Annotated in this window: 23 protein-coding genes; 17 read left to right on the plus strand and 6 right to left on the minus strand. The window is 45.1% G+C overall.

Annotated features, from left to right (window positions below; genetic code table 11):
- Positions 1-145: 145 nt before the first annotated feature.
- The 3 genes from CA600_RS26920 to CA600_RS26930 form a co-directional block, all read right to left on the minus strand.
- Complete coding sequence (locus tag CA600_RS26920) at positions 146-1066, minus strand: aldo/keto reductase (protein ID WP_094874225.1); 921 nt, start codon at positions 1064-1066, stop codon at positions 146-148.
- A gap of 218 nt (positions 1067-1284) precedes the next feature.
- Positions 1285-2475 (minus strand): enoyl-ACP reductase FabV, encoded by a 1191-nt coding sequence (fabV, locus tag CA600_RS26925; protein ID WP_094874226.1) that lies wholly within the window; start codon positions 2473-2475, stop codon positions 1285-1287.
- Between the two features lie 270 nt (positions 2476-2745).
- Entirely contained in the window at positions 2746-3681 is a 936-nt protein-coding gene (locus CA600_RS26930) for an aldo/keto reductase (protein WP_094874227.1), read from the minus strand.
- Positions 3682-3870: 189 nt separating this feature from the next.
- Between CA600_RS26930 and CA600_RS26935 the strand changes: the two genes are divergently transcribed.
- From CA600_RS26935 to yajC, 11 genes are all read left to right on the plus strand, one after another.
- Positions 3871-4845: an ornithine cyclodeaminase family protein gene (locus CA600_RS26935; protein ID WP_218832800.1), complete on the plus strand. Its 975-nt coding sequence runs from the start codon at positions 3871-3873 to the stop codon at positions 4843-4845.
- A gap of 14 nt (positions 4846-4859) precedes the next feature.
- Complete coding sequence (locus tag CA600_RS26940; RefSeq protein WP_094874229.1) at positions 4860-6020, plus strand: dipeptidase; 1161 nt, start codon at positions 4860-4862, stop codon at positions 6018-6020.
- A gap of 11 nt (positions 6021-6031) precedes the next feature.
- The gene (locus tag CA600_RS26945) at positions 6032-8158 is read left to right on the plus strand and encodes a CocE/NonD family hydrolase (RefSeq protein WP_094874230.1); all 2127 of its coding nucleotides are present in this window, start codon (positions 6032-6034) and stop codon (positions 8156-8158) included.
- Between the two features lie 111 nt (positions 8159-8269).
- Entirely contained in the window at positions 8270-8989 is a 720-nt protein-coding gene (locus CA600_RS26950; RefSeq protein WP_179281752.1) for a BofC C-terminal domain-containing protein, read from the plus strand.
- 255 nt (positions 8990-9244) lie between these two features.
- Positions 9245-9748 (plus strand): crossover junction endodeoxyribonuclease RuvC, encoded by a 504-nt coding sequence (gene ruvC, locus CA600_RS26955; RefSeq protein WP_036677679.1) that lies wholly within the window; start codon positions 9245-9247, stop codon positions 9746-9748.
- A complete protein-coding gene (gene ruvA / locus CA600_RS26960; RefSeq protein ID WP_094874232.1) occupies positions 9745-10362 on the plus strand; it encodes a Holliday junction branch migration protein RuvA in 618 nt (205 codons plus the stop codon). Before ruvC ends, ruvA begins: the two co-directional genes overlap by 4 nt.
- A 35-nt stretch (positions 10363-10397) precedes the next feature.
- Positions 10398-11405 (plus strand): Holliday junction branch migration DNA helicase RuvB, encoded by a 1008-nt coding sequence (gene ruvB / locus CA600_RS26965; protein ID WP_042191128.1) that lies wholly within the window; start codon positions 10398-10400, stop codon positions 11403-11405.
- 32 nt (positions 11406-11437) lie between these two features.
- Positions 11438-13540, plus strand: coding sequence for a SpoIID/LytB domain-containing protein (locus CA600_RS26970; protein WP_256990032.1), 2103 nt, complete (start codon positions 11438-11440; stop codon positions 13538-13540).
- Positions 13541-13549: 9 nt separating this feature from the next.
- Complete coding sequence (queA, locus tag CA600_RS26975; RefSeq protein ID WP_094874233.1) at positions 13550-14578, plus strand: tRNA preQ1(34) S-adenosylmethionine ribosyltransferase-isomerase QueA; 1029 nt, start codon at positions 13550-13552, stop codon at positions 14576-14578.
- A gap of 21 nt (positions 14579-14599) precedes the next feature.
- Complete coding sequence (gene tgt, locus CA600_RS26980) at positions 14600-15736, plus strand: tRNA guanosine(34) transglycosylase Tgt (RefSeq protein ID WP_042130504.1); 1137 nt, start codon at positions 14600-14602, stop codon at positions 15734-15736.
- A 49-nt stretch (positions 15737-15785) separates the two neighbouring features.
- A complete protein-coding gene (gene yajC / locus CA600_RS26985) occupies positions 15786-16094 on the plus strand; it encodes a preprotein translocase subunit YajC (protein ID WP_042191123.1) in 309 nt (102 codons plus the stop codon).
- 94 nt (positions 16095-16188) lie between these two features.
- Here yajC and CA600_RS26990 read toward each other — a convergent pair whose 3' ends face one another.
- Both CA600_RS26990 and CA600_RS26995 read right to left on the minus strand, forming a co-directional pair.
- Entirely contained in the window at positions 16189-17028 is an 840-nt protein-coding gene (locus tag CA600_RS26990; protein ID WP_256990033.1) for a phosphatase PAP2 family protein, read from the minus strand.
- Between the two features lie 95 nt (positions 17029-17123).
- Positions 17124-17516 (minus strand): TIGR04086 family membrane protein, encoded by a 393-nt coding sequence (locus CA600_RS26995; protein ID WP_042191121.1) that lies wholly within the window; start codon positions 17514-17516, stop codon positions 17124-17126.
- A gap of 225 nt (positions 17517-17741) precedes the next feature.
- Here CA600_RS26995 and CA600_RS27000 point away from each other — a divergent pair, with 225 nt between their 5' ends.
- A complete protein-coding gene (locus tag CA600_RS27000) occupies positions 17742-18506 on the plus strand; it encodes a DUF421 domain-containing protein (protein WP_094874234.1) in 765 nt (254 codons plus the stop codon).
- A gap of 5 nt (positions 18507-18511) precedes the next feature.
- On the opposite strand, the gene spoVB is transcribed toward CA600_RS27000, so the two are convergent.
- On the minus strand, positions 18512-20107 hold the full coding sequence (spoVB, locus tag CA600_RS27005) for a stage V sporulation protein B (RefSeq protein WP_094874235.1): 1596 nt from the start codon (positions 20105-20107) through the stop codon (positions 18512-18514).
- Positions 20108-20303: 196 nt separating this feature from the next.
- Here spoVB and CA600_RS27010 point away from each other — a divergent pair, with 196 nt between their 5' ends.
- The 5 genes from CA600_RS27010 (at position 20304) to recJ (ending at position 26470) form a co-directional block, all read left to right on the plus strand.
- Complete coding sequence (locus CA600_RS27010) at positions 20304-20555, plus strand: post-transcriptional regulator (RefSeq protein WP_042191115.1); 252 nt, start codon at positions 20304-20306, stop codon at positions 20553-20555.
- 227 nt (positions 20556-20782) lie between these two features.
- The gene (gene secD, locus CA600_RS27015; protein ID WP_060621905.1) at positions 20783-22033 is read left to right on the plus strand and encodes a protein translocase subunit SecD; all 1251 of its coding nucleotides are present in this window, start codon (positions 20783-20785) and stop codon (positions 22031-22033) included.
- On the plus strand, positions 22023-22922 hold the full coding sequence (secF, locus tag CA600_RS27020; RefSeq protein ID WP_094874236.1) for a protein translocase subunit SecF: 900 nt from the start codon (positions 22023-22025) through the stop codon (positions 22920-22922). The genes secD and secF overlap by 11 nt, the downstream gene beginning before the upstream one ends.
- Before the next feature lie 165 nt (positions 22923-23087).
- The gene (locus CA600_RS27025) at positions 23088-24038 is read left to right on the plus strand and encodes a cation diffusion facilitator family transporter (protein WP_094874237.1); all 951 of its coding nucleotides are present in this window, start codon (positions 23088-23090) and stop codon (positions 24036-24038) included.
- Positions 24039-24067: 29 nt separating this feature from the next.
- Positions 24068-26470 carry a single-stranded-DNA-specific exonuclease RecJ gene (gene recJ / locus CA600_RS27030; protein WP_179281753.1) on the plus strand — a complete coding sequence of 801 codons (2403 nt, stop codon included), beginning with the start codon at positions 24068-24070 and terminating at the stop codon, positions 26468-26470.
- Positions 26471-26500 lie beyond the last annotated feature (30 nt).

Genomic DNA, 26500 nt, shown 5'->3' on the forward strand with positions numbered 1-26500 from the left:
CCAGGGTTCGAGCCCCTGAGAGTCCATCCTTTAAAGAAACGGCAGAGATGCCGTTTCTTTTTTTTATAAGAGTTATACGGTTTCAATCATAGTCACAAAAAAAGCCACGAAGTGCGATATTAGCGTACTTCGTGGCTTTTAATATTTATGGAAGGATATTACCCGCAGCGCGGTAAATTTCATACCATTCGGGTCTGGTGAGTGTAATATCGGATGCTTTGGCAATATCCCGCAATCGCTGCGTATTGGTTGTACCTACAACAGGCTGCATATTTGCCGGATGTCTGAGAATCCAGGCAATGGCAATAGCAGTATTGGTAACCTCTTTTTCAGCTGCCAAACGGTTAATGACCTCGTTCAATTCAGGGAACTTGTCGTTGTCCAAGAATACACCTTCAAAAAAGCCATATTGGAAAGGCGACCATGGCTGAATGGTCATGTCGTGTAGACGGCTGTACTCCAAGATCCCGCCATCATGGACAACCGAACCGGAGTTGGTCATATTCACATTAAAACCGGTATCAATCATACCCGTGAACATAATGCTTAATTGGAGCTGGTTGAATAGCAACGGTTGCTTTACATTTTTCTTGAGCAGTTCGATTTGCAGTGGGTTTTGGTTGCTGACACCAAAATGCTTGACCAAACCCTTGCTCTCCAGAATGTCAAAAGCCTCAGCCACTTCTTCCGGCTCGAACAGCGTGTCAGGACGGTGAAGCAGAAGCACATCGATATAATCGGTCTTTAAGCGCTTAAGACTGCCTTCAACGGATTGTAGGATATGCTCTTTGGAGAAATCAAAAAAACCGTCGCGGATTCCACATTTGGTTTGGATCATCATTTTATCACGCATACCAGGATTGTTCTCTAGTACACCTGCGAATACTTCTTCGGCCTTACCACCTGCGTAGATGTCGGCATGATCAAAGAAGTCTATTCCGAGCTCCAACGCACTATGTACATGTGTATCAGCCTCTTTTGCAGACAAGTCCGCAATCCGCATACAGCCAAGCGAAATTTGGGACACGTCAAGTGCACCATTCGCTACACTAATTTTTTTAACCATGAGGGATTCACTCCTTAGAATGTAAGTTAGAACTTGCAGTATTCTATCAAACCATATCACAAAGTGGGAGGCTAAGCCAATATGCCCTACGACGTATAGGTAGGCTGCAAGCAAAGTGCAAAAAAAGAGGCTGCCAACTCAGTAGAATTCACTACTTTTGCAGACAACCTCTTTTTTTATACATCCATAATTATTATATGGATGTGCTCAGAATCATTCTAGTACATATTCGGAATGTCGACATTAGGATCAATATCTGCTTCGTAGTCTACGCCATCTGTTCTAAAGCCAAACAGATTGAAGAAATCTTGGCGGTAGCCTTCAAGATCTGCTAGCTCACCTGCATTATCAGTTGTCAGCTCGTCCCAACGTTTCATAACCTCTGTCTGAACGTCCTCACGCATTTCCCAGTCGTCAATGCGGATCAAGCAGCTTCCGTCAGCAGTAGCCTTGCCTTCGCCGTATAGGTGCTCAGAGAACAAGCGATACATTTGTTCAATACAGTTCTCGTGCAGGTCTTTTTCCTTCATCACTTCGTAAAGGGCTGAGATATAAAGGGGCACTACAGGAATCGCTGAGCTGGACTGAGTTACGAGCGCCTTATTAACGGACACAAAGGCACGTCCGCCTTTTGATGAAAGAAGGTCATTCATTTGAATCGCAGTTTGTTCCAGATCGTGCTTGGCTTGGCCGATTGTTCCGTCCCGATAGATAGGATGAGTGATTTCAGGCCCGATGTAGGAGTAAGCAACGGTAGTAGCACCATCTGCAAGGACATCAGCTGCTTGAAGCTGATCGATCCACATTCTCCAGTCTTCGCCGCCCATTACAGCGATTGTCTGACGTACTTCTTCTTCATTAGCAGGCTCAATGGTGGTCATGGATACTTCGCCTGTATGGAAGTTTAAGGTTTTATTCGAATAAGCTGTTCCCACTGGTTTAATAACGGAGGAGAAGGTTTCCCCTGTTACCGGGTGGGTACGACGAGGTGAAGCGACACTATAAATAACTAAATCGATGGTGCCATATTCAGCTTTAATCAATGCAATGGTCTTCTCTTTAATAGCATCAGAGAAAGCATCGCCAACTATGCTGTGTGATTTAAGTCCAAGCTTTGCTGCTTGTTGTTCAAAGGCAGCGGAGTTGTACCAGCCTGCAGAAGCGGTGCGCTGACCTTCCGCTGCTTTATCGAAGAACACACCAATGGTATTGGCGCCAGCACCAAATGCAGCTGAAATTCTGGAAGCTAGTCCGTATCCGGTAGAGGCACCGATGACGAGTACATTCGCAGGTCCCTCAATTTTCTTTTGTGCTTTTACATATTCAATTTGTTGTTCTATTTGTTTGGCGCATCCCTCTGGATGGGCTGTTGTGCATATAAATCCGCGTGTTTTAGGTTGAATAATCATCAAGGAATTCCCCTTTGTATAAAAATTAAAGTCTACTGATACACAGAGAAAGTATAGCAAACAATATTTACTAATACAAAGAATTTAGGATATTCGGTAAGAATACGCTGCCCTGTATTTTTGTTTGTTGGCTAGCTGCGCTATCGAGTCTTGATCATTTATTAAGGCTTTCGGACTCCAGTAGCGCTAATCCTTAGAAAAGGGGCTGCCCCAGTAGCCATTTCATGACTTCTAGGACAACCCCCTTTATATTACTTACATAAAAGGCTATTACGCCTTAAAGATTGAATCAATCGCTTTGATCTCTTCTGGTGTCAGCTGAACTTTCAGAGTCTGGAGATTCGATACGATCTGTTCCGGACGTTTAGCTCCGGGAATAAGTGCGTCGATGGAAGGTACAGTTAAATACCAGGCTAGCACTACATGTGCGACTTCAACACCTTTGGCATCGGCAATTTGGCGAACCTTGTCTACTTTCTCCAGGTTTTTGGCAAAGGTCGTTCCTTGAAACATTGGATTGTTCTTTCTATTGTCGCTGAACGTATCGCCTTGCTTATACTTGCCGCCAAGAAGTCCTGACGCCAGTGGGAAGTAAGGAACGAAAGAAATGCCATGCTCCTGCGTGTAAGGGAGCAGGTCTTTTTCCGCATCACGATGCAGCAGGTTGTAATGGGATTGGAGTACATCTACATGGCCGTCCTTGTTGGCTTCTCTCAGCTGTTCAATGGAGAAGTTGGAGACACCAATCGCTCTGATTTTTCCTTCATCCTTCAGTTTCTTAAGCTCGCCGACAGCATCATCCTTAGGAGTGCTTTCATCAGGGAAATGAATATAGTAAAGATCGATATAATCGGTCTGGAGGCGTTTCAAGCTGTCTTCCACAGACTGTCTTAGAAAAGCTGGAGAGTTGTCGATCGTAACCTTATCGCCAGTAATCTTATGAGCGCCCTTAGTAGCAATGACCACATTGTCACGACGGCCTCTTTCTCTCAGCACTTCTCCAATCAGTTCCTCGGATCTACCTGGACCATAGATAAAGGCGGTATCAATGAAATTGATCCCATGGTCAAGAGCATTGCGAACAATGTCTTTACCAGTCTCATCATTTAAGCCGGGAAATAAATTATGCCCGCCAACAGCATTGGCACCCAGCCCAAGAGGGAGTACCTGCAAATTTGTTCTACCTAAAGTTATTTTACTAGACATAATCAATCGTCAGCTCCTTAAAATAGAATATGAACTATATTAAGTATAGCGAATAGCTAGTGGTTAAACAAATTCCTGAATTCCAGCTTTATACATGAATATTTAAAGCGTATAAGTTATGATATAAAGAATAATTTTGTGTTCCCATATTTGTTTTCTTGCCACAATGAAGTAATGGAGGTTTGTCTTATGCTAGTTATTAATCAAAATGAAGTGGCTGAGTTATTAGCAATGGAGTCTTGCATCACTGTGATGGAATCCGTTTTGAAGGATTTGTCCGCAGGACAAGCCATACAAAGCTTAAGACAAGTACTCCCGCTGCACCAAGGCAATCTGATTGGCTTAATGCCGGGCTTTTTGCAGAGCGAAGAAGTAGCAGGCGCCAAGATCATCAGTGTGTTTCCAAGTAATCATGGCTCAGGTTTACCTTCCCATCAAGGGCTTGTTACGTTATTCGATTCTTCTACCGGTGTTCTGAAAGCTGTAGTAGATGGACAGAAGATTACTGCAATTCGCACAGCGGCTGTCAGCGCAGTAGCCACTCGTTATCTGGCCAGAGAAGATGCAGAGGTGCTTGCCATTCTGGGCACGGGTGAACAAGCCAAAAGCCAGCTGGAAGCGATGCTACTGGTTCGATCGATTCGTGAGGTCAGAGTTTGGAATAGAACACCTGCAAAGGCAAGAGATTTTCAAGCAGAAATGAGCCCTAAATATGGTGTGGATATAATAGTGGCGGAGTCTGCTCAAGAGGCAGTCAGCCCTGCAGATATCATTTGTACCGTAACAGCATCCACAGAGCCTGTGCTCAAAGGAGAATGGCTGAAGCACGGAGTACATATCAACGCTATTGGAGCGTGCAGATCTGCGGATCGCGAGCTGGATTCGGAGACCGTTCGGTTAGCTAAGTTATATGTTGACCGATTGGAATCCGCACATCATGAATCAGGGGATTATTTAATTCCGCTGAAGGAAGGCGTGATTAATTCAGGTCATATCATCGGTGAAATCGGTGAACTGATCAGCGGGCATATTGAGGGCAGAGCTACAGCTGATGAGATCACTCTTTTTAAAGGACTAGGACTTGCGATAGAAGATTTAGCAGCGGCTAACTTCATTTATAATGAAGCTGTTAAATTACAAAAAGGCATTGAAATTGCATTCTAAGGAGCGACCACACGATGAGTACATATGAAGGTTTGTATGATTTCAAGTTGACGGAGCAGGAAGAAGAACGGGCAGTACGTTTGCACGAGCAGAACATTAATATTGATTTGCTATTTCAAGGTCCCTTATCTCCAAACGCAATTCCAGAGTCTGTGTCTGAAAAAATAAAAGAGCTGTGTGAGCCCTATAAAGATGAGCCGATGATATACAGCAGCATGCCAGCAAAAATGATCACAAAGCTGTCGGCCAGCGGTGAGATTCCTGAGTATAAAAGTGAATGGTATAAATCGGGAATTACCGCGGGTAACCGGGAGCTTCATTTAGAGTCCTTAGAAAGCATGATCAATAGTATGGCTGAAGTTCAGCTTCAGTTCGACTCCGCAGATTGGTTAGTGAAAGCTTTAACCGCAGAGGACATACGTGCAGCCAAGCGTAATGGCCATAAGGCGGGTATTATCACGGCACAAGAAACGGATGGCCTAGGTACCAATCTGGACCTATTAGATGTGTTACATAATTTTGGCTTAAGAATTTTACAATTAACCTATAACAATCAGAATCAGGTCGGTGCAGGCTGTGCAGAACAGTCGAACGCTGGAATTACGAATTATGGAAAAAGATTCATTGAGCGCCTCAACAAGCTCGGGATCATTGTAGATACGGGACATTGCGGAAAACAAACAACACTCGATGCCTGCCAGTACTCTAAGACTCCGGTCATTGCTTCACACACGGGTGTTGAGGCCATCTATCCGCATATGCGCTGCAAAAGTGATGAGGAAATCATCGCGATCTCTAAGACGGGTGGAGTCGTCGGTATTTTTGCTATGCCGTGGTTTGTTCATGAAGATCATAACCATACGACCATTGATCATGTGCTAGATCATATCGAATATGTGATTCGGCTTGTAGGCGTGGATCATGTCGGGATTGGAACGGATTGGCCGATGAGCGATGTGCTCTGGTCATTGATTTATTTTAAAGAACATATTGCACCTAAGCTAGGATTTGCCAAAGGAGACGGACCTTCTACTGAAACCGTTGCTGGGCTTGAAAAATATAGCTATTTTATCAACTTTACTAGAGGTCTAGTGGCTCGCGGTTATAAGGATGAGGATATTGCAAAGATTATGGGTGGTAACTGGCTGCGCGTATTTGAAGAAATTTGGGGATAGGGGATAAATAGATGACGACATACTTGAACACTACTGCATTTAACTTCTACTGTTCTGGCATTTATTCAGGGAAAATACATTTCACGGAACAACAAATTATGCTCGCTAAGGTTGATCCACGCAGACGAACACAAATGCAATACAATGTGCTGGATAGCCAGTTCAAGACCGTCCTTCCATTTCAAAAAATCCACGAATACATGGACGCATACGCTAAAGCAGAATGGGTCAATGATGAGGTAGTCCTAAGTAATGGTGATCTTTATCAAAAGCATATTCAGTATCAGGCTGTATTGGATGGACGTGAGCTTACTTCTCAAGTATGGGCGCTACGAAAAGAGACGGCTCTGGATATTGTGACCTTGGATGGTGAGATTATTGCTTTTCTTACGCCGAATCGGTATGGCATCGAGCTGATTGTTAAAGCAGGATATGAGAAGCTGACGCCTCTGGTTGTTTATGATGATCCCTTTTTGTCGAAGCCAGAGTATGGTGTGAATGATTTAGGTACGGATCTGATTCCGATGCGTGATGGCGTGAGACTGGCAACGGATGTGTTTCTTCCTGAGGGCATTCAGCCGGGAACCAAGCTGCCGACGATTCTTGTGAGAACCTGCTATGACCGTAACGGCAAAAAAGAGATTTTTATGAGATGGGCTAACAAAGGTTATGCAGTGGTGTCACAGGACGTTAGAGGTCGGGCGGATTCGGAAGGGGAATTGATTCCTTTTTATAATGAACGGGATGATGGCTACGATACAATCGATTGGATTATCGCGCAGGATTGGTCAGATGGCAATGTTGGAATGTGGGGCGCGTCCTATCTCGGCTTTGTTGTTGTCTCGGCGGCGACCAGTGGACACCCTAATTTGAAGGCTGTGGTGGATGAAGTGAATGTTGGCTCACCGTTTGTAGATACAGCGCGTAAGGGTGGAACGCTTTGCTCTTGGCCGCTCTTGTCTTGGACGCTTGCACAATCTGTGGGTACCCGGACGGATTTTGATATTTTTGGGGGCATAACGGTGAACCCAGAAGCGGCCGTCGATGCGAGACCGATTAAGGAGATTCCACAGCAAATGATCGGCAAAGCATCAGGTCCTTGGGATCTGTGGAGCCAGCATCCGGAGTATGATGATTTCTGGAGAAACTGTACCTTTACGGAACGCGGGGATCAGGTACAGGTCCCTATGTATGTAATCTCAGGCTGGTATGACGGGGACAGCCCTGGGGTATCAGAGACATGGAGAATGCTGACTGAACATGATGTGCCGAACCGGAAAATCCGTCTGGGGGCATGGGAGCATGGACCCAACAGAGCCAGAGACTATGAGGGGTTAAGCTTTGGCAATGATGCAGTGGTTTATGATTACGATGTTTCTGTCCTGCGCTGGTTTGACCGTTTCTTGAAAGGTATTCCGAATGGAATAGATCAGGAGCCTAGAGCCTCTTATTATGTCGTTGGCGAGAATCAGTGGAGAACATCGGAGGATTGGACACCTGCTGAAGCAGTGACTTCTCCTTTCTATCTTTCCAGTGGGGGCCGGGCTAATTCAGGACAAGGTGATGGGAAGCTGCTCACAGCACCAGAGGAACACTCTCCCGAAGATACTTACGTCTATAACCCAAATGATCCGATGAATGATAGCGGTGAGCGAGAGCCTGAAAATTTACGGAAATACGAGCTGCGGAATGATATCCTTGTGTACACCAGTGAAGTGTTGAAGGAAGAATTGACTATCGCTGGGGAATTGTCAGCTGTGATCTACGCTGCTAGTACAGGTAAGGATACAGATTGGGTAGTTACGCTTAGCGATGTGAATGAACAAGGCGACTCTATCCGGTTATCTAACTATATTGTTAGAGCTAAATATCGTCATGGATTTGATGCACCTGAACTGCTCACGCCTGGCCAAGTAGAGGAATATGATATTTTCATGCCCAATATTGCCCATAGATTTGCAGTGGGGCACCGGGTTCGGTTCTCGATCACCTCGTCCAGTAAATTCGTTGCTTTCCCTAATACGAACACAGGTAATAATCCATATGAAGATACAGAAGCAATTACTGTTCTGCAGACCGTTTACCATAATAGTAAATATCCAAGCCATGTGAAGCTGCCGATTATTCCAAACGCTTAAACTGCAAGGTCAACCTTATAATTGTTATAAAATATCGATTATTCACAGAAAAGCGCATAAATGATCCCTTCTCAGGTCACAATAGGGAAAAACCAGAATGAAGGGATTAACGTGTCGCGCATAAAAAAACAACTTTGGCAGCGATGGAGACGTTGGAAAAAGGCGCTTTGGGTAGGGGCAGCTTGTTTAGCTCTTACTGTACTGGCCTGGCGCAGCATGCAGGTACCTGAGGAAATCAGTGGCCTGCTGACGGATTCTAGTTGGACGGATAGTGCCGAAAGTGAGTTGGCCGCAGCTGTATTTAAAGTAGGCGTGGACAGCGGTGAGGAGAAAGAGAAGGGCACCATAAAAAACGAACAACTGTTGCAGACGATCGCTCAAAGCGGACTCAGCAGAACCGTTCATTTAAAAATATCGTATGTATCTGGAGAAGAAGTTCAGACATTGCCAGGTGTAAAGAACCCGCTTCAGCTTAAAAAGATAATTCACGAACACTCTGCATGGAGCGGTTGGATTAGCAGCGATGGAGATTTGTGGCTGGAACAAAAAGTGAATGATCTATCGACCCTGACGAAAAAAGAAGCCTATATCGGAGTCGATGCATTTGGGAACTTGAAATTATTTAAAGGGCCTCCGGTACAGGAAAAGGTGCTGAAGACTTTTTTTCAAATGGATATGGGTTCCTTGAAATCCTCTCTGCCGGAAAGTATTTGGAAAGAGCTTCATGAGGGCATTCGTGTACAAGATATTGAAGAGTACAATAGCGTATTGTCCACCTTCAGTGACTACGCGCGTGAGGCTGCAGAACATGTCATGCAGAATAAGCAATAGCATCCTTAAGCATATCAGCTGTCCTAAAGTCATTATTAATGGCTATAGGGCAGCTTTTTCTTTGCAAATATAAGAAGTTTTGAGGTTCTCATTATAGGCCTAAAGTTGTCATTTCGCATCAGAGGGTAAACTTTTTTTCTCCCGGAAGAGGTATTTTTGCTATAATGGTTTGAAGGAATACATATGTTCGCTTCGTAGCGGAGTAATGGATGAAAACGGTGGAATAAACTGCCTGTTATAGAGGAGAGATCGTGTTTGCGCATTTTGGGAATTGATCCGGGGCTGGCGATTGTCGGTTTTGGCTTTGTGGATAAGGAAGGTCATAAATTGACCCCAGTCCAATATGGTTGTATCCAAACCGAGGCTCATACGCCTGAGGAAGAACGTCTGCTGCATGTCTATGAAGGCATGGGTCAGCTTATTGATAAATATAAACCTGATGCTGTAGCGATAGAGAAGTTGTTCTTCGCACGTAATGTTACAACAGCATTGCCAGTAGCTCAGGCCCGCGGAGTGACGATATTAGCTGCTGTACAGCGTGGCTTACCCGTATCGGAATATACACCTATGATGGTGAAGCAGGCAGTAGTTGGTTATGGTAAGGCTGAGAAGCGGCAGGTACAGGAAATGGTGAAGCTGTTGCTGAAATTATCGGCGATCCCTAAACCGGATGATGTGGCCGATGCACTAGCGGTAGCGGTATGTCATGCCCATTCGAGCAGTCTTAATTCTAAATTAAATGAGGTATTGCGAAAATGATAGATTTCTTAAGAGGACCCGTCGTTCATTTAGAGTCGGAATATGTGGTGCTGGATGTGCAGGGCGTAGGATACCGGGTATTCTGCCCGAACCCTTATGCTTTTGCTAAAGTAGAAGGACCTGTAACGATCTATATTCATTATCAAACACGTGAGGATGCGACGCTTCTGTTCGGGTTCCCGACTCGGGAGGAGCAAAAATTGTTCCGCAAGTTGATTGAGGTATCCGGGATCGGTCCGAAGGTTGCGCTCGGAATACTGACAGGTGGGACTCCAGATCAGTTGATCTCGGCAATTTACCAAGAGAATATAACCTTCTTAACGAAACTGCCGGGCATTGGCAAGAAGACGGCGCAGCGGATGATCTTAGATTTGAAGGACAAGCTGGACGGACTCAGTATGGCTTCGATGCAAACGGGATTATTTGCAGTTCCAATGGAAGAAAGAGCGGATGGATTAGCTTGGCAAGAAGCTAGAGATGCCCTTAAGGGATTGGGCTATACCGAAAGTGAATTGGACCGTGTATGGCTCGCTATGAAGAAAGAGGGCGCAGAGACAGGGACTGTAGATGTGTTGATGAAGAAAGCACTTGGGCTATTATATATTGCTAAGTAAAACCGAACACATCCTGAAGAAAGGGAGCGATAGGAATGGATGACCGGATTATATCCGCTAATTTAATGATGGACGAGCAAGCCGTAGAATTAAGCTTACGCCCTCGTTATCTGGGAGAATATATCGGACAGAATCAGGTGAAAGAAAACCTGAAAATATATATCGAAGCAGCCAAAATGAGAAGTGAAGCGCTGGATCATGTGCTGCTCTACGGGCCTCCAGGTCTCGGTAAAACAACACTTGCGAATATTATCGCCAATGAGCTGGGTGTGAATTTACGAACAACATCCGGTCCTGCTATAGAGCGGCCGGGAGATTTAGCCGCCCTGCTGACGAACCTGCAGGAAGGCGACGTGCTGTTCATTGATGAAATTCACCGCTTACACCGGACGGTGGAGGAGGTAATGTATCCGGCGATGGAGGACTTCGCGCTGGATATCATGATCGGCAAAGGGCCAAGTGCCCGTTCGGTACGATTGGATTTGCCGCCTTTTACACTTATAGGTGCTACCACCCGTGCTGGCCTGCTGTCAGCGCCACTACGAGATCGTTTCGGAGTGGTCAGCCGCTTGGAGTTCTATACCATAGATGAGCTAAGCTTCATTGTTGCCCGAAATGCAGATCTTTTAGGGATTGAGATTGTCGGAGATGCGGCGGAAGAGATAGCGCTTCGTTCCCGTGGAACGCCGCGGATTGCGAACCGGCTCCTGAAGCGAGTTCGTGATTTTGCTCAAGTGCGCGGCGATGGGATTATAACCCCGGAGATTTCCGGGGAAGCCCTGAAGATGCTGCAAGTAGACCCACGTGGGTTGGATAGCATCGATCACAAGATGTTAAGAGCAATGATTTCAAGCTTTCGTGGCGGTCCTGTAGGTCTGGATACGATTGCTGCTACAATTGGTGAGGAAAGTCAGACGATTGAGGATGTTTATGAGCCTTACCTGCTGCAGATAGGGTTCTTGCAGCGGAGCCCTCGTGGAAGAATTGTAACCCCGGCCGCTTATCATCACTTAGGCCTTCCGCTCCCTCCGGAGCAGCACTGAGTCAGTAACTACATTTAAAAGGAGGATGCTGGATGAAGCATACGAAGATGAAATGGGGAGGAATAGCTCCACTAAGCAAAGGATTGCTGGCAGCTGCGATTGCTGTGGGAAGTCTCTTGATCCCTGCGGGCGCCAGTCATGCCGATTCTAATAGTACGATTCGAGTTGCCCTTTATGCCGATATTGGTAGTAAATATAAATCTACCGTGCCAGTAGTAACTATGCAATCGACACAAAGCTTCACTTTGATGTCAAACCAACCAGGGAGCACTCCTTTGTTATTGGTGCCTGCCCAGAGCAGAATACGTGTTAGTGTGGATGGCTATAGAGTAAAGGTTATGGAGACTTCAAGCTGGAAAACAGCTGCTGATGCGGCTAAAAAGCTTCAGTCTACCTCTGATAAGCCTCAAATTTATATGATTTCTAGAAATGGAACCAATGTGTATCAGTTGTATACTGGTGTCTATGTCAGTGAAGCTGCTGCCAAGGATGGGCTTGCCCGTGTAGTAAAGGCAGGACTCGGCATTCCTGCTGATCAAACCCCTGCGGTGAAAGGGGATAAGCATTTATCGGCGGGTCGCTATTCTTCGGAACAAGAAGCTGATACTGCTCTGAGTAGTATTACAGCTGCTGGTTTTGATGCCTGGAAGGTGTTTCTTTCAGGAAGTGATGGCAGTGCCCAGTTTGAGGTATGGGTAGGCGAAGCTGCAAACGACAAAGATTTGGCTGCTGTTCAGACCACAGTGTCTGCAGCATTGCCACAGCTTGCTATGTCCGCTGCAACTTCACCTGGGTTAATCATGCGTTTGGATGCTGGGCTGGACCTTAGCAGCGAGACACAGGCTAATCATTATATGGTTTCCGGAAATGATGCTAAATTTTTGGCCGTTGGCAGTGAGGCTGGAATTCAGCTCGAAGAAAGATCCAAGCGTACCTACCGTGGAAATATGGAGCTAAGTAATTTGAGAGGTTCCCTTGCGGTTATCAATGAAGTGCCACTGGAACAATATTTGTATGCAGTGGTTGGAGGAGAGGTTTCCTCCAGCTGGCCGGATGAAGCTCTAAAGGCTCAGGCTGTCGCCGCCCGAAGCTATGCAATGGCGCAAGGCAACCGTTTCGAAGTAGCGAATGTAGTAGATTCTACATTGAGTCAGGTATATAACGGAATCGGATCAGAGGCTCCAGTTATTATTAAGGCAGTGGATGCTACTGCCGGTGAAGTATTGATGAGTGGTGGTAAAGTTATAGAGGCTGTATTCTCCTCGAACAGTGGTGGAGTAACCTCTGATCCATCGGAGGTATGGGGCAATGGTGGAGATGCGTTTGCCAGCGTTCCCAGCAAAGAGGATGTCGCAGCTACCGCGGCCGCTAAGAAGTGGTATTATTTACTGCTCGCTAATGGAACCTCTGGATATGCACGTGAGGATAACATTAAATTGACAGGAAATAAAACAGCAGCGGGACTGGATATAGCGACAGCTACCACTAAAGATGTCAATGTGCGCCCCCTTCCTGCTGTTGAAAGTAGTGTAAGTGCGGTAGGCAAGTTGAATCCGGGCGAGAATGCTGTTGTTCTAGACAAAGTCTATGAGTCCGGTAGTTATAGCTGGATCAAAGGGCCATATACCTCTGCCGACCTTCTAAAAAGCTTGCAGGGTAAAACAACTAGCACGCTCCCTTCTAGCATCCTTAATTTGCAGGTCACTCAGCGCGGCCCTTCTGGAAGAGCGATTCAGGTGAAAGCAAATGGTCAGGCACTGGATGTGAAATATCCTGATATGTTCCGTTCTGCGTTCAATGGATTGCCAAGTACATTGTTTGATATTGTACCAGCCGGAAGTTATACTGTATTAGGCGCTGACGGTGCTACCAGCACGATTGGAAGTTCACAGAGCGCAGGTGTACTCTCTGCATCAGGTAAGGTTAATGTGAACGGTAGTGGAACTGTAGTGATGGGTGGGGATTCCTCAGCCAGAGCGATTACTAACAGTTCGGGCTTTCTGTTCATTGGCCAAGGATACGGTCATGGTCTAGGCATGTCGCAATGGGGCGTGAAAGGCATGGCTGACAGCGGGTATGATTACAAGCAGATATTGCAACACTATTATCAGAACGTTACTATAGTTAAGGAATGAAGACAGACCATGAATGTAGACGCATATGATTTTCATTTACCGGAAGAATTAATTGCCCAGACACCACTCTCTGACCGTAGCTCTTCTAGACTGCTCTTAGTAAATAAGGAGGATGGGGAGCTGGCTCACCGGCATTTTACCGATATTATTAATTATTTTCAACCGGGAGATACGCTTGTTCTGAATGATACGAGAGTCATTCCTGCCAGATTGTTTGGGGCTAAAGAAGATACGGGGGCTAAAGCTGAAGTGCTTCTCCTTAAGAATCTGGGAGACGATCGATGGGAAGCTCTTGTAAAGCCAGGTAAAAAGCTCAAGACAGGAGCGGTTATCATCTTTAGTGATGAGCTTCGTGCGGTTATTGAGGATGAGGCTGATATGGGTGGACGAACGCTTCGGTTCATTTATCAGGGTATTTTCCAGGAGATTCTGGACAGGCTGGGAACAATGCCACTGCCTCCTTATATTAAGGAAACACTCGATGATCGGGAACGATATCAGACCGTTTATGCTAAGCATGAGGGATCAGCTGCTGCTCCTACAGCAGGGCTTCATTTTACCAAAGAACTGTTGGATCAGATTGAAGCCAAGGGTGTGAATATTGCTTATATTACACTTCATGTAGGTCTCGGAACGTTCCGTCCGATGTCTGTTGAGAAGGTTGAAGAGCATGTTATGCATTCAGAGTATTTTGTAATGTCTCAAGAAACAGCAGATACTATAAATGCTACCAAGGATCATGGTGGTCGCATTATAGCGGTAGGGACGACTTCTTGTCGGACACTTGAAACAGTCGGAAGACAATGTGAAGGCGGTCCATTAGTGGAATGTAGTGGCTGGACGGATATTTTCATCTATCCGGGCTATAAGTTTAGTGTAGTTAATGCGTTAATTACTAATTTTCATTTGCCGAAGTCTACTTTGGTAATGTTGGTTAGTGCTTTGGCAGGTCGGGAACATATTCTAGCTGCTTATGAAGAAGCGATAGAGCAGAAGTACCGGTTTTTTAGCTTTGGAGATGCAATGTTTATTTACTAAGGTAAGAGGATGGGTTAACTTATGGCAGCAATTACTTATGAGCACATCAAAACGTGCAAACAATCCGGAGCAAGACTTGGAAGAGTCCATACTCCACATGGTGTGATTGAGACACCAGCATTTATGCCAGTCGGCACACAAGCTACAGTTAAGACAATGAGTCCTGAAGAACTGAAGGAGATGGATGCTCATATTATTTTGAGCAATACGTACCATTTGTTCCTGAGACCGGGCCATGATATTGTTCGTGAAGCAGGCGGACTGCATAAGTTCATGAACTGGGACCGCCCCATTCTAACGGATAGCGGCGGGTTTCAAGTATTCTCGCTTAGTGACATGCGCAAGATTACCGAAGAAGGCGTTCATTTCCGTTCCCATCTAAATGGGGATAAGAAGTTCTTGTCTCCTGAAGTAGCTATGGAAGTTCAGAACGCACTTGGTTCTGATATCATGATGGCATTCGATGAATGTCCTCCATTCCCAGCGGAATATGACTACGTGAAAAAATCACTGGAGCGTACCACACGCTGGGCGGAAAGATGCCTGAAAAGTCACGCCCGTCCAAATGATCAAGGTCTATTTGCTATCGTGCAAGGTGGTATGTATGAGGATCTTCGCCGTCAGAGCGCAGCAGATTTGACTTCCATGGATTTCCCGGGGTATGCTATTGGGGGGCTCAGCGTCGGAGAGTCCAAGCAGCTAATGTATGAAGTGCTGGATTATACAGTTCCCCTGCTGCCACAAGGCAAACCTCGCTATTTGATGGGCGTTGGTTCACCGGATGCGCTGTTGGAAGGATCAATCCGGGGAGTGGACATGTTCGACTGCGTTCTGCCTACCCGTATTGCTCGTAATGGAACAACGATGACCAGTCAGGGAAGACTCGTTGTACGCAACGCAAAGTATGCCCGCGATTTTGGGCCGCTTGATCCGGAGTGCAACTGCTATACATGCCGGAATTATTCCCGCGCTTATTTGCGCCATCTAATCAAAGCCGATGAAACCTTCGGACTTAGATTGACGACATACCATAACTTGCACTTCCTGTTGGATTTGATGCGTAAAGTGCGCGAAGCCATCAAGGAAGATCGGCTGCTTGATTTTCGCGATGAGTTTTTTGCTAAATACGGATTATATGATAATCTTAAAGGCTTCTAAAGCTTCGTTGAGGTCCATGTTTTAATGTGCTTTGAAAGGGGGGAGAAATATGTTTCAATATGCAGCAGCAACAGGCGGAGGTAGTATACTGGGTCTCGTAGGTCCATTCGTACTTATGTTTGTAGTATTCTACTTCTTGCTGATTCGTCCGCAACAGAAGAAGACCAAAACACGTAATGCAATGTTGAAGTCTCTGAAAAAGGGCGATAAAATCGTTACTATTGGTGGTCTTCACGGTACGATCATGGAGATTTCCGATGATATCGTGGTTCTACGGGTCAATGATGTAACTAAACTGACCTTTGATCGCGGTTCCATTAGTCACTCCGTTGCCACGGACGTGGAGGAGAAAGTATAGTTTCGTTATTAATAAGTACATAAAAAGCGGTGTCTTCTCGTTAAGAGAGTGACACCGCTTTTTTGACTTTCATCTTTCATCGTGATCTAAGGGTTTAACGCATATCCGTTATTCGGCTGCGAACTGTGAGCGATTCTTCACGTCCCCGTAAGGTTAATTTGGCAAGCTGTACACCAACTGTTGAAGCTAGGACTGCTAGCAGAGTGCCGCCTATCATATCTGTAAGCCAATGAATGCCCAGATAGAATATACCAAAGACGATTACGACTGCGGAAATACTCGTAATGACCATCCACCGGCGGTTTCCAGAACGGAATGCCAGTAAAGCCATCGTAACGGAAATGGACGTATGTAGACTCGGGAAGCAGTTGTTGAGACCGGATAGAGGGCGGTACTCTTGCTCGAACTTAGGAAATACATCCAGCATAGTAAATCTAACGCCTGCAGGTACATAGGACCATACCTCATTTACAGGGAAGTATAGGTAGAATGGAATAGCTACAGCATAGTTAATGATAATAGCATAGCAGGTGGCGTACAGCATCACACGGTTCTTATCTAACAGATAGACACCTAGAGAAGCTGCCAGTACAGATTGAAGCATGAAAATGTAGAAGAAAACTATGATAGGCGTTAGCCATGGACTATAGAATATATCCTGAACAGCTTGGACAAAATGCCCCTCTAGTCCAAATACAAATGATGTATAGTCAGAGGTAAGATGCATTTTTTCTTCAATTTGTAGTTCATATTTATTCAAGACCAGTACACCAAACATGCCTACCATCAGTAGCAGAAACTTATAGGATCGCAGCATCTCTTTCCCAATTTCAACTAATGCCATGATTGGATTTCGACGAGCGCCAATCCATACTAATATCACTACTAATGCAACTGTGTACAAAACAATATGATTCATTGATTGGTAAAACAAAGCATTCGAAGCCTCCTTGATTCTCTTTATGAAGTCAGATGATCACAGTTTAACATATTTCCAAGGAATGTTTCGAATTTAATGGAATAATAATTTTAGCTTTTCTGTAAATTAACCCCAAACATTCCACCAAGTGCACCAATTGCTGCTGCAGCTAGAACCCAAAGAAGGTCAACACCAGAGGGTGAGCTATCCAGTGCTAGAAATCCAATTAACAGAACGATAATCCCGTAAAAGATTCCTGTAAGACTTCCTTGATACCAGCCTTTGTTCGTGGCTCTGCGACCGGCGGTTAGTCCTCCGAATGCTGCGGCTATGCCGTGTACTATATAAGTGTACATTGAGAGATCCTGCTCCTTCAGACCGCTGCCCCATAATAAAAGAGAGAGGACAAACGCGCCAAGCAGCATCCAAAGGAATGATCGACACAGGCCAGACAATACAGGATTGGCTATTCTCCATGAGAACAGGCGCCGGATTAAATACATGGTACAACCTCCTAAAGTTTTTTTAGAAAAATAATCTACATAAGTTATTATTCATTGTATGGGAAGGCTTGCCCCAATAGTACAAGAATGGGCATTGCAGCCTTTTTACCATTAATTAATAGGTGAGCTTCCGAATGTTCCCTGTGCTGAGCGGTCAGAATAGGGTTACATTAATCCGCCCGAGAAAACAAGTCTGCGGGTGAGAGTGGAGGGGAGCGAAGCTATATGTCCCAGCATATCACTACCCATATTTTCTTGACCGTGCTGATGTATTTCTTCATATTCCTGTGCATGCGTATCATGGGGAAGAGGGAAATCGGTAAGCTATCTGTATTTGATCTAACGATCTCAATTATGATTGCTGAGATTGCTGTTTTTGTGATTGAGGATATTAATCGCCCGATTTACGAAGGTCTGGTTCCGATGGCCACACTGGTTATTATTCAAGTTGTGGTTGCTCAGCTCAGTCTTAAGAGTAGAAAGATTCGGCTGTTAATGGACGGCAAACCGAGCATACTTATTTCTGGAGGCAAGCTGCACCGGGGAGAAATGCGTAAACAAAGGTACAATATTGATGATCTGCTGCAACAATTGCGTGGTCAGAACATCGCTAGTCCCGCTGATGTGGAATTTGCGATTTTAGAGCCCAGTGGTCAGCTCACCGTTTTCGAGAAAGACAAGGGAATGTCATCTTCCAATCAGACAGGCAATAGCAGTTCAGTTGCTGAGAACAATAAGACCGAAGAGGAAGCAGATGTAAGCAGTCAGAAAGTTAAGCTGCCAAAGAACAAAATCAGATATGAAGGGCTTCCTATTCCACTGATTATGGATGGAAAGGTCCAGGATCAAAATTTAGAGATGATAGGGAAAACAAGGTTCTGGCTAAGAACTCAGATCCGCCAAAAGGGAGTATCCGATTTTCGGGATGTTTTTCTTTGCTCCATAGACCATAAAGGCCGAGTTTATGTTGACCGTTTGGATAATCGATAACCATTCTAAAGCCAACGCTTAATGAAAGGCAGTCGATCCAAATCACGAAGGGAAATAAGGCCAGCTAATAGACTGAGACCGAAATACAGGGCCATTCCTACCGCAGAGGCAAATAAAAATTGAATCCATTGTGCTTCTGCAATGGGAATGGAGATGTATACATAACGCACGCCTGCTCCCATAATGATCATTGCACATAAGGTTTTAATGGTATCGGTTATTCGTAAGGATAATGAAATTAGACTGACTACACTGTACCCGTGCAGAAGAGTAACAAGAACGCTGTTCACAATAATGGCGATGATTGCGCCGTAGATTCCGTATTCTGGCTGTGAAGCCAATATAATAATCAGAATGATTTTGACTACTGCCCCAATAAGAGTATTGATGAGTGCCCTTCCCGGTCTGTCCATTGCTTGAAGTGCAGCTTGTAAGGGGGCTTGAACATAGATGAACAAAGCGAAAGGGGCCATTAGTTTTAGCATAGGAGCAGTGTCCGGATTTCCGTATAACAAGTTGCATAGTGGGACTGCTAGTACATACATAAGAACAGCAAAGGGAGCCCCTGTAACAAGAGCTAGTCGAAGCGCTTGATGCATTCGTTTGTGAATGGTAGGCAGGTCCTTTCTCGCGGCAGCCTCGGACAAGGATGGAACCAAAGAAACCGCGAGAGAGGAAGTTAACGCTCCGGGAAGCAACAGTAAGGGAATAACCATTCCCTGTAAAGACCCATATTGAGCAGTCGCGGCGGCTGTTGCGATTCCGGCTAGTGCAAGACTACGTACGGTAATTATAGATTCCAGTAGATAGGAAAAAGAACCGACAAGCCGGCTTGCCGTAACAGGAATTGATACACCTAGTAAACGCCTTAGTATGGGAGAATTTGATTTTACGGTATCTGGATCAGAAGGTATAACTTCCTTCTCAATCATTTGCTGTTCTAGGATGGGGGTTGTTTTTTTATCCCTTTTCGTGATGACATAATATTGCCACAGAATGGCTAACATTCCGCCAATCTCTCCTACCGTTACGCCTAGCATCGCCCCTGCAGCTGCAAAAGCGATTCCTTTGGGTAACAGCAGCCAAGAGAACCACAGCATAAAAAATATTCGCACGATAGACTCAAAAACGGAAGAAAGTGCAGAAGGAATCATGTTCTGCCTACCTTGAAAATAACCGCGGTATATTGCAGATACAGCAACAATTCCAATCATTGGGATCATGGCAATGAAAGTATAATAAACTCTGTGGTCTGTTAAGATCACATTGGAGACCCATGAAGCACTGACCAGCGCAACAATGGTAAAGAAGATTCCTAGTCCGACACTAAGAGTAAGGCCAGTCCGTAAAATTTGCCGCGATTTCTCAGGGCGGTTCTCTCCCTCTGCTTCGGCTACCATCTTTGCAATTGCTAGGGGAAGTCCGCCTGTAATAACAGTAACCAACACGATAAAGAATGGGTACGCGAGCTGATATAGACCCACACCTTCTGCTCCAATGATGCGTGGCAAAGCAATTCGGGGTATAAATCCAAGCATTCGATTAATGATGCCGGCGGCAAGCAAGATTAAAGTTCCTTGTATAAAGCTCTGTTTCCTCAAAGGTCACGCCTTCTTCCCCAAATGAAATGAAACGCTGGCCAACTTGTCTATTCTTATGGATATGCTATACCCCTGTCCCGGCATGCCTTGTTTTAGTAGTTGTAACTTTTTGTGACGGAAGGAGGAAAGCAGAGAACTTGGGTCGAATACCTATGGTAAGCATACGAACACGAGCGTTCTTTGGAGGTGTCATCACGTGGAATCGGAACAGTGGAATCATGATCAACATAGCGAAGAAATCGAAGCCATGTGCCGCAGCAAAGCTGAAGAATTCCGGCTCCTCGGCTATGAGTATGTAACCAGCAAGGATATTTGGGATTGTATCAGTCGTAATTATGATAAGGACGGAATGCCCCCCTTGCATAAGCTGGTAAATGATATTTATTCCTTAAAAGCCAATAGTTACATGACTTATTTGACTCTTGCAGCTTATCGGGGGTTGAACTGAACAATAAACATCTCGCTTCTTTTCTTTGCGAAAAGCCTTATAAAGCAGTAAAGTAAGAGAATAATAATAACTTCACATCTCCTATATAAACGGATGTCTTGCTGATATGGGCAGGGGCGGCCGTTTCTTTGTGTGAGTATAGCTATGACTATGCTGTGAATTGACGGTCATTTCACGTGTAGCTATAATAGGAATATTGAGTGAATGAAAGGGGAACTAGCTAGAGCATGAAGAGACTAATGGGCTTTATTATTACCGTGCTCGTTTTGACAGGCGTCATGGCATTTACTACTCCTGGACTGCTGGACAAGGTTAGACTTGGTCTTGACCTGAAAGGCGGATTTGAGATTTTGTACCATGCAGAGCCTATGGAAGCGGGAGCAGCGTTGTCCCGAGCTTCACTGTTGAAAACAGCAGAAAGTTTGGAGAAACGGGCCAATGCGCTCGGAACCAGTGAACCAGAGGTTACAACTGAAGGTACTGACCGTATTCGTCTGAAAATTGCAGGCGTTACTGATGAAGCCGAGGTTCGTAAGAAGATGAAGGAGCCTGCAGTTCTGACTTTCCGTAGTGCTGCTGAAGGTGACGCTGAAGGTACTTACAGCAAGATCGAACTGGTAGGTAGTGATTTTGTTGAAGGTGCGGCAGAGGTTGGACGGGATAACCTGAATCAGCCAATCATCAGTATCAAAATAAAGGACAAGGATAAATTCGCAGAGATTACGAAACGACTCTTAGGAAAGAATCTCGCAATTTATTTGGATGAGAACAAGCTATCTGACCCTACGGTACAAGCAGTACTTACCGACGGTAGTGCGTCTATTTCCGGTCAGTATACAATTAAAGAAGCACGTGAACTGGCTGACACTATTAATCTGGGTGCGTTGCCACTGAAACTTACTGAGAAATACTCCCAAAGTGTGGGTGCAACACTTGGTAAACAATCGCTTGATCAAACGATCAAAGCCGGTCTTTTGGGTTCTTTGATTATTCTTATCTTCATGATCGGTATGTATCGCTTGCCAGGTCTCTTGGCTAGTTTTGCACTGATCTTGCACACATGGCTGCTAATTGTAGTCTTTGTCTTTGCAGACTTCACATTGACGTTGCCTGGTATAGCCGCATTTATTCTGGGTATAGGGATGGCCGTCGATGCCAATATCATTACAAATGAACGGATAAGGGAAGAAATGCGCAGTGGTAAAAGTGTGCTTTCCTCTGTTAAAGCAGGTAATAAATCCTCTTTCCGGACAGTAATGGACTCCAATGTCACAACTGTTATTGTGGCAGGTGTCATGTTCGCCTTCGGTACAGGTGCAGTCAAAGGCTTCGCATTGGTGCTGATCGTAGAAATCGTACTGAGTATTGCCACGAATCTTTATTTCTCCCACTGGTTGCTTAGCCAGCTTGTTAAAGCCGGTAAGCTGAACAAACCGAAGAGTTTCGGTGTTAAGGAGAGTGATATCCGTGCGCTTTAAGAAAGAGCTTGATTTCGTACATTTGAGTAAATATTTCTATATTTTTTCCATCGCCCTTACAGTGGCAGGTTTGATTTTCTTAGCAACGTTTGGATTGAATTATAGCGTTGATTTCAAAGCGGGATCTAATGTTGATATCTCTCTGTCTAAGAATTTGACATTGGAAGAGGTTAATTCAGCAGTTGAAAAATCCGGGATTTCAAGTGAGCCAAGCATTACGTTAGGGAGTGAACGGGTCAACGTTCGTTATGATCAAGTGCTCGATGAGCAACAAGATGAAGCTCTTAAAACAGAAATCTTGAAGCTTGACGATAAAGCATCGTTTGAGATTAACACTGTGGATACAGAAATGTCTAAAGAACTTGCACGCAATGCGATCTATGCGGTTCTCATTTCTTGTCTAGGGATTATCATTTATGTAAGTATTCGTTTTGAATGGCGGTTTGCATTGGCAGCTATTGTTGCATTGCTTCATGATGCTTTTATGGTCGTTGCTATCTTCTCCATTTTCCGCTTGGAAGTGGATTTGACGTTCATCGTAGCGGTGCTTACGATTATCGGTTATTCCATCAATGATACGATCGTTATCTTTGACCGTATCCGTGAAAATTTACGTTTTGGTAAACAGAAAACTTACGAAGATTTGAAAGAGCTTGTGAACAAGAGTGTGGCTCAGACCCTTATGCGCTCTCTCTACACAGCATTTACCGTATTTATCGCGGCGTTCTTCCTGTTAATTCTTGGAGGAGAGTCCATCAAGATGTTCTCGCTTGCGATGGTAATCGGATTGCTCTTCGGAGCGTATTCCTCAATCTTTATTGCAAGTCCGCTCTGGTTACTGCTTAAGAAGCGTGAGAAGATAAAGGTAAAAAGCCCGGCTAAAGGGTAATGTCTCAAGAAAAATAACATGGCTACACTTGAATGAAAAAAACATCAACTTTATAATTTAAGAAAGCCGCGTCAAATGCGACGCGGCTTTCGAAATCTTTGGGGTAGTATGTCATGTGTATTGTATCATCATGAGATTACTTGCTAGTGGTAAGGGGGGCCTCGTATGAATAAAGAACGATCACCGCAAAGCAAGACGGTTGCTTGGACAGGGATCATCAGCGATGTTACTTTGGCAGTAGCTAAGGGGAGTTTTGGCTATATTTCAGGTAGCAAGGCATTAATGGGCGATGCATTATATTCGGGAGCAGATGCTGCAGCTAAATTGGCGGATATTCTCCCGTGGCGCTCTGAACAAAGCAGAAAGAGCAAGCAGCGGATAGAAGAGCGACGAGGGAATAAGGAGCCGCTTTTAGCTATACTTTTTTCGGTATTAATTCTTATGGGGGGGCTGCAGATCGCCTTCTCTGCAATCCGTGACTTAACCGAGGGACAGTCATCCACTCGCGGAGAACTTGCACTTGTAACTGTCTTGCTATCTATTGTACTTAAAGAAGCTGTATTTCAATATCAATATCGGTACTTTAAAAAAATAGGGGATGGCAGTCACGCTGCTTATGCCAATAGTCATCGTTTCAGTTTGTATACTTCTATCACAGTATTAGTAGGGATATCGTTATCAATGGGGGGGACCTATTGGCATCCTCTACTCTACATGGACCCTATTGCTGCACTTTTAACAGGATGCTTAATTCTACGTAAGGGTTATCTGCTCATTGTTAATACTGTTAGTGTTAAGAATGCACAGGAGCTACCTTCTGAGGAAGCAGCTAATTTTATTGAAACTGTACAACGTGTTCATGGTGTTATTCGTGTAGAACATTTGAAGGCACTTGAGCAAGGGAATTATGTGAATCTGCAAGTGAAGATCAGTGTAAATCCGCGTATTACGGTGATGGAAGCACAGGATATTTCAGAATGTGCAAGAAAGTTGCTGCAGCACAGGTTTGTTCATGTTGGTGAGGTACATATGGACGTAGTTCCTTATGATCCCGGTTATCCATACAAAAGTAATTATGAATTGGCGGATAATGATATTCCGACGCTGCTTCAGTAGTCCGCAAGGTGAAAGAAAGGTGAGCGCTATTGCTTTATTCAAAAACAAGATGGCAATCTCCGGCAGCCGATCCCAACGTCGTAAGGGATATGGCCCGGAGCCTTTCTATTTCTCCGCTCTTATCCTCACTATTAGTGACTAGAGGAATTGATACGCCACATGAGGCTCTATCGTTCATGGATGGCGGTGTGGAAGCTCCGAATGATCCGTTCCTTCTAAAAGGGATGGCCGAAGCGGTTCCCAGAATTAGAAAGGCTTTAAAAGAAGAAGAACATATTCTGATTTACGGTGATTATGACGCTGACGGTGTGTCCAGTACAGCATTAATGATTCATTTGCTGCGTTACTTGGGCGCTTCCTTTGATATTTATATCCCGCACCGTTCTAATGAGGGCTACGGGCTGCATAATCATGCATTGGATTGGGCTTTACAGCAGGGGGTATCCTTGATCATTACTGTAGATACTGGCATTAGCGCCTATCATCAGATTGCTTACGCTAATGAACTCGGGATTGATGTGATTGTTACGGATCACCATGAGCCTCCAGAGCTTCTCCCAGAGGCTTATACGTTAATCAATCCGAAGCTGCCCGACTGCCCCTACCCGTTCAAGGGATTAGCGGGTGTAGGGGTAGCTTATAAGCTCGCCCAGGCTATGTTAGGGGAGGAAACTCCAGATGAGTGGGCAGAGATAGCTGCTATAGGTACTGTAGCGGATTTAATGCCGCTGCTGGGTGAGAATCGTGAGATTGTTCGAAACGGTTTGGTCAGTATGCGAAATTCTCGATTCCCAGGTATCCGTGCTTTACTCGGTGTTAGCGGCGTGACCATGAGTACTGTGAGTGCGGTTAATATCGCTTTTGGAATGGCGCCTCGTATCAATGCGAGTGGTCGTCTGGATCATGCTGGACGGGCAGTGGCATTGCTTACAACTGAGCATGCTGATGATGCTGAGCAACTGGCTGGGGAGCTTGATCTGCTTAATAAAGAACGCCAATTGGTTGTAGAAAGAATTGTAGTGGAGGCCACTGCAAAATTGGAACAGATGACTCAGGGTGGAGAAATACCAGACATCATAGTTCTTGCTGAACAAGGCTGGAATGTGGGTGTGGTAGGTATAGTGGCTTCCAAACTACTGGAGCGTTACTATCGGCCAGTGATTATTCTGGATATTCATCCGGAGACCGGCATGTGCAAAGGTTCTGCCCGCTCTATTCCTGGACTTGATATATATGCGGCGTTATCCTCTTGTTCTGACTTAATGGATCATTTCGGTGGTCATCCAGCAGCCGCGGGAATGAGCCTGCATCGGGACGGCTTAGAAGCCTTCGCTGCGGCATTAAATGAATACGCTGCTACTGTGTTAACACCGGAGCATTTCGTGCCTGTTACTTCTGCTGATGCAGAAGTGTCGATTTCCGATTTGTCCCTACAGACCGCGCTTGAATTGGAAAGGCTTGCACCTTTCGGGATGTCGAATCCATTGCCAAAGTTCATCATTCGCGGGGCTACAGTGAAAGAGACACGCACCATGGGGCAAGACGGAAAACACTTGAAAATCGTCTTGCAACAGGGAAAGAGCACGATCGAAGCCTTAGCTTTTGGTAAAGGGGATTTGGCTAAGCTGCTCCCTGTGGGCACCCCGATCAATGTGCTGGCTGAACTGTCGATCAACGAATGGAATGGCTCGAGGAAACCACAGCTTCTGCTACAGGATTTATCAGTCCAGGATGCTCAATTGTTTGATCTTCGTGGTGCTGCTGACGCTGTACGGCAGGCTGCGCATATTAGAGAGCTGCTGCTTCCCTATAGTGGTGCTGGCCCATATCGTGCCGCAGCAGTGTGTCAGTGTGGACGTACGTCTCCGCAGACTGAATTGATAGGAATGTCCTTCTGGGTATATGATAAAGAAGCTGGCATTAGCGCCGCTATTAAGGATGATTCGATTCAGGAATCAGGGCATGTCTCACTGTTATGCCTACTGGATATGCCGGAGACTCCTGAACAACTTGACGCATTACTAAAGGCTTTTCCTAATGCTGATAATATTGCGCTTTTGCATTCTATAAAGGATGGCCGAGAAAGACTTATCATTCCGACACGGGATCATTTTAAAATACTCTATAAATTGCTGGCTTCGATCACTGCTGTTGCGACGCCAGAACATGAAGTGCTGCTGCGGCTAAGTCGACAATCCTCATTAAGTATTCGAATGCTTAGTAATATGCTAGATGTGTTTGAGGAGCTTGATTTTATCGAAAGAAGTCAAGGAAGTGTGACCTTTATTACGCAGCCTGCAGCTAAAAGCCTTACAGCATCAAGACATTTTGTCAGACTGGGGCAGATTGCGGAAATGGAGCAGTATTTCATGGAAGGTAGCTTGTCTGAACTGCAGGATTGGATGTTATCACGCCGTTTAGGCGTATCATAATTACGAAGTAAGTTTTGTCGAACCGAACTC

Source organism: Paenibacillus sp. VTT E-133280 (genome assembly GCF_002264385.1).
Lineage (GTDB): Bacteria > Bacillota > Bacilli > Paenibacillales > Paenibacillaceae > Paenibacillus_AQ > Paenibacillus_AQ nitricinens.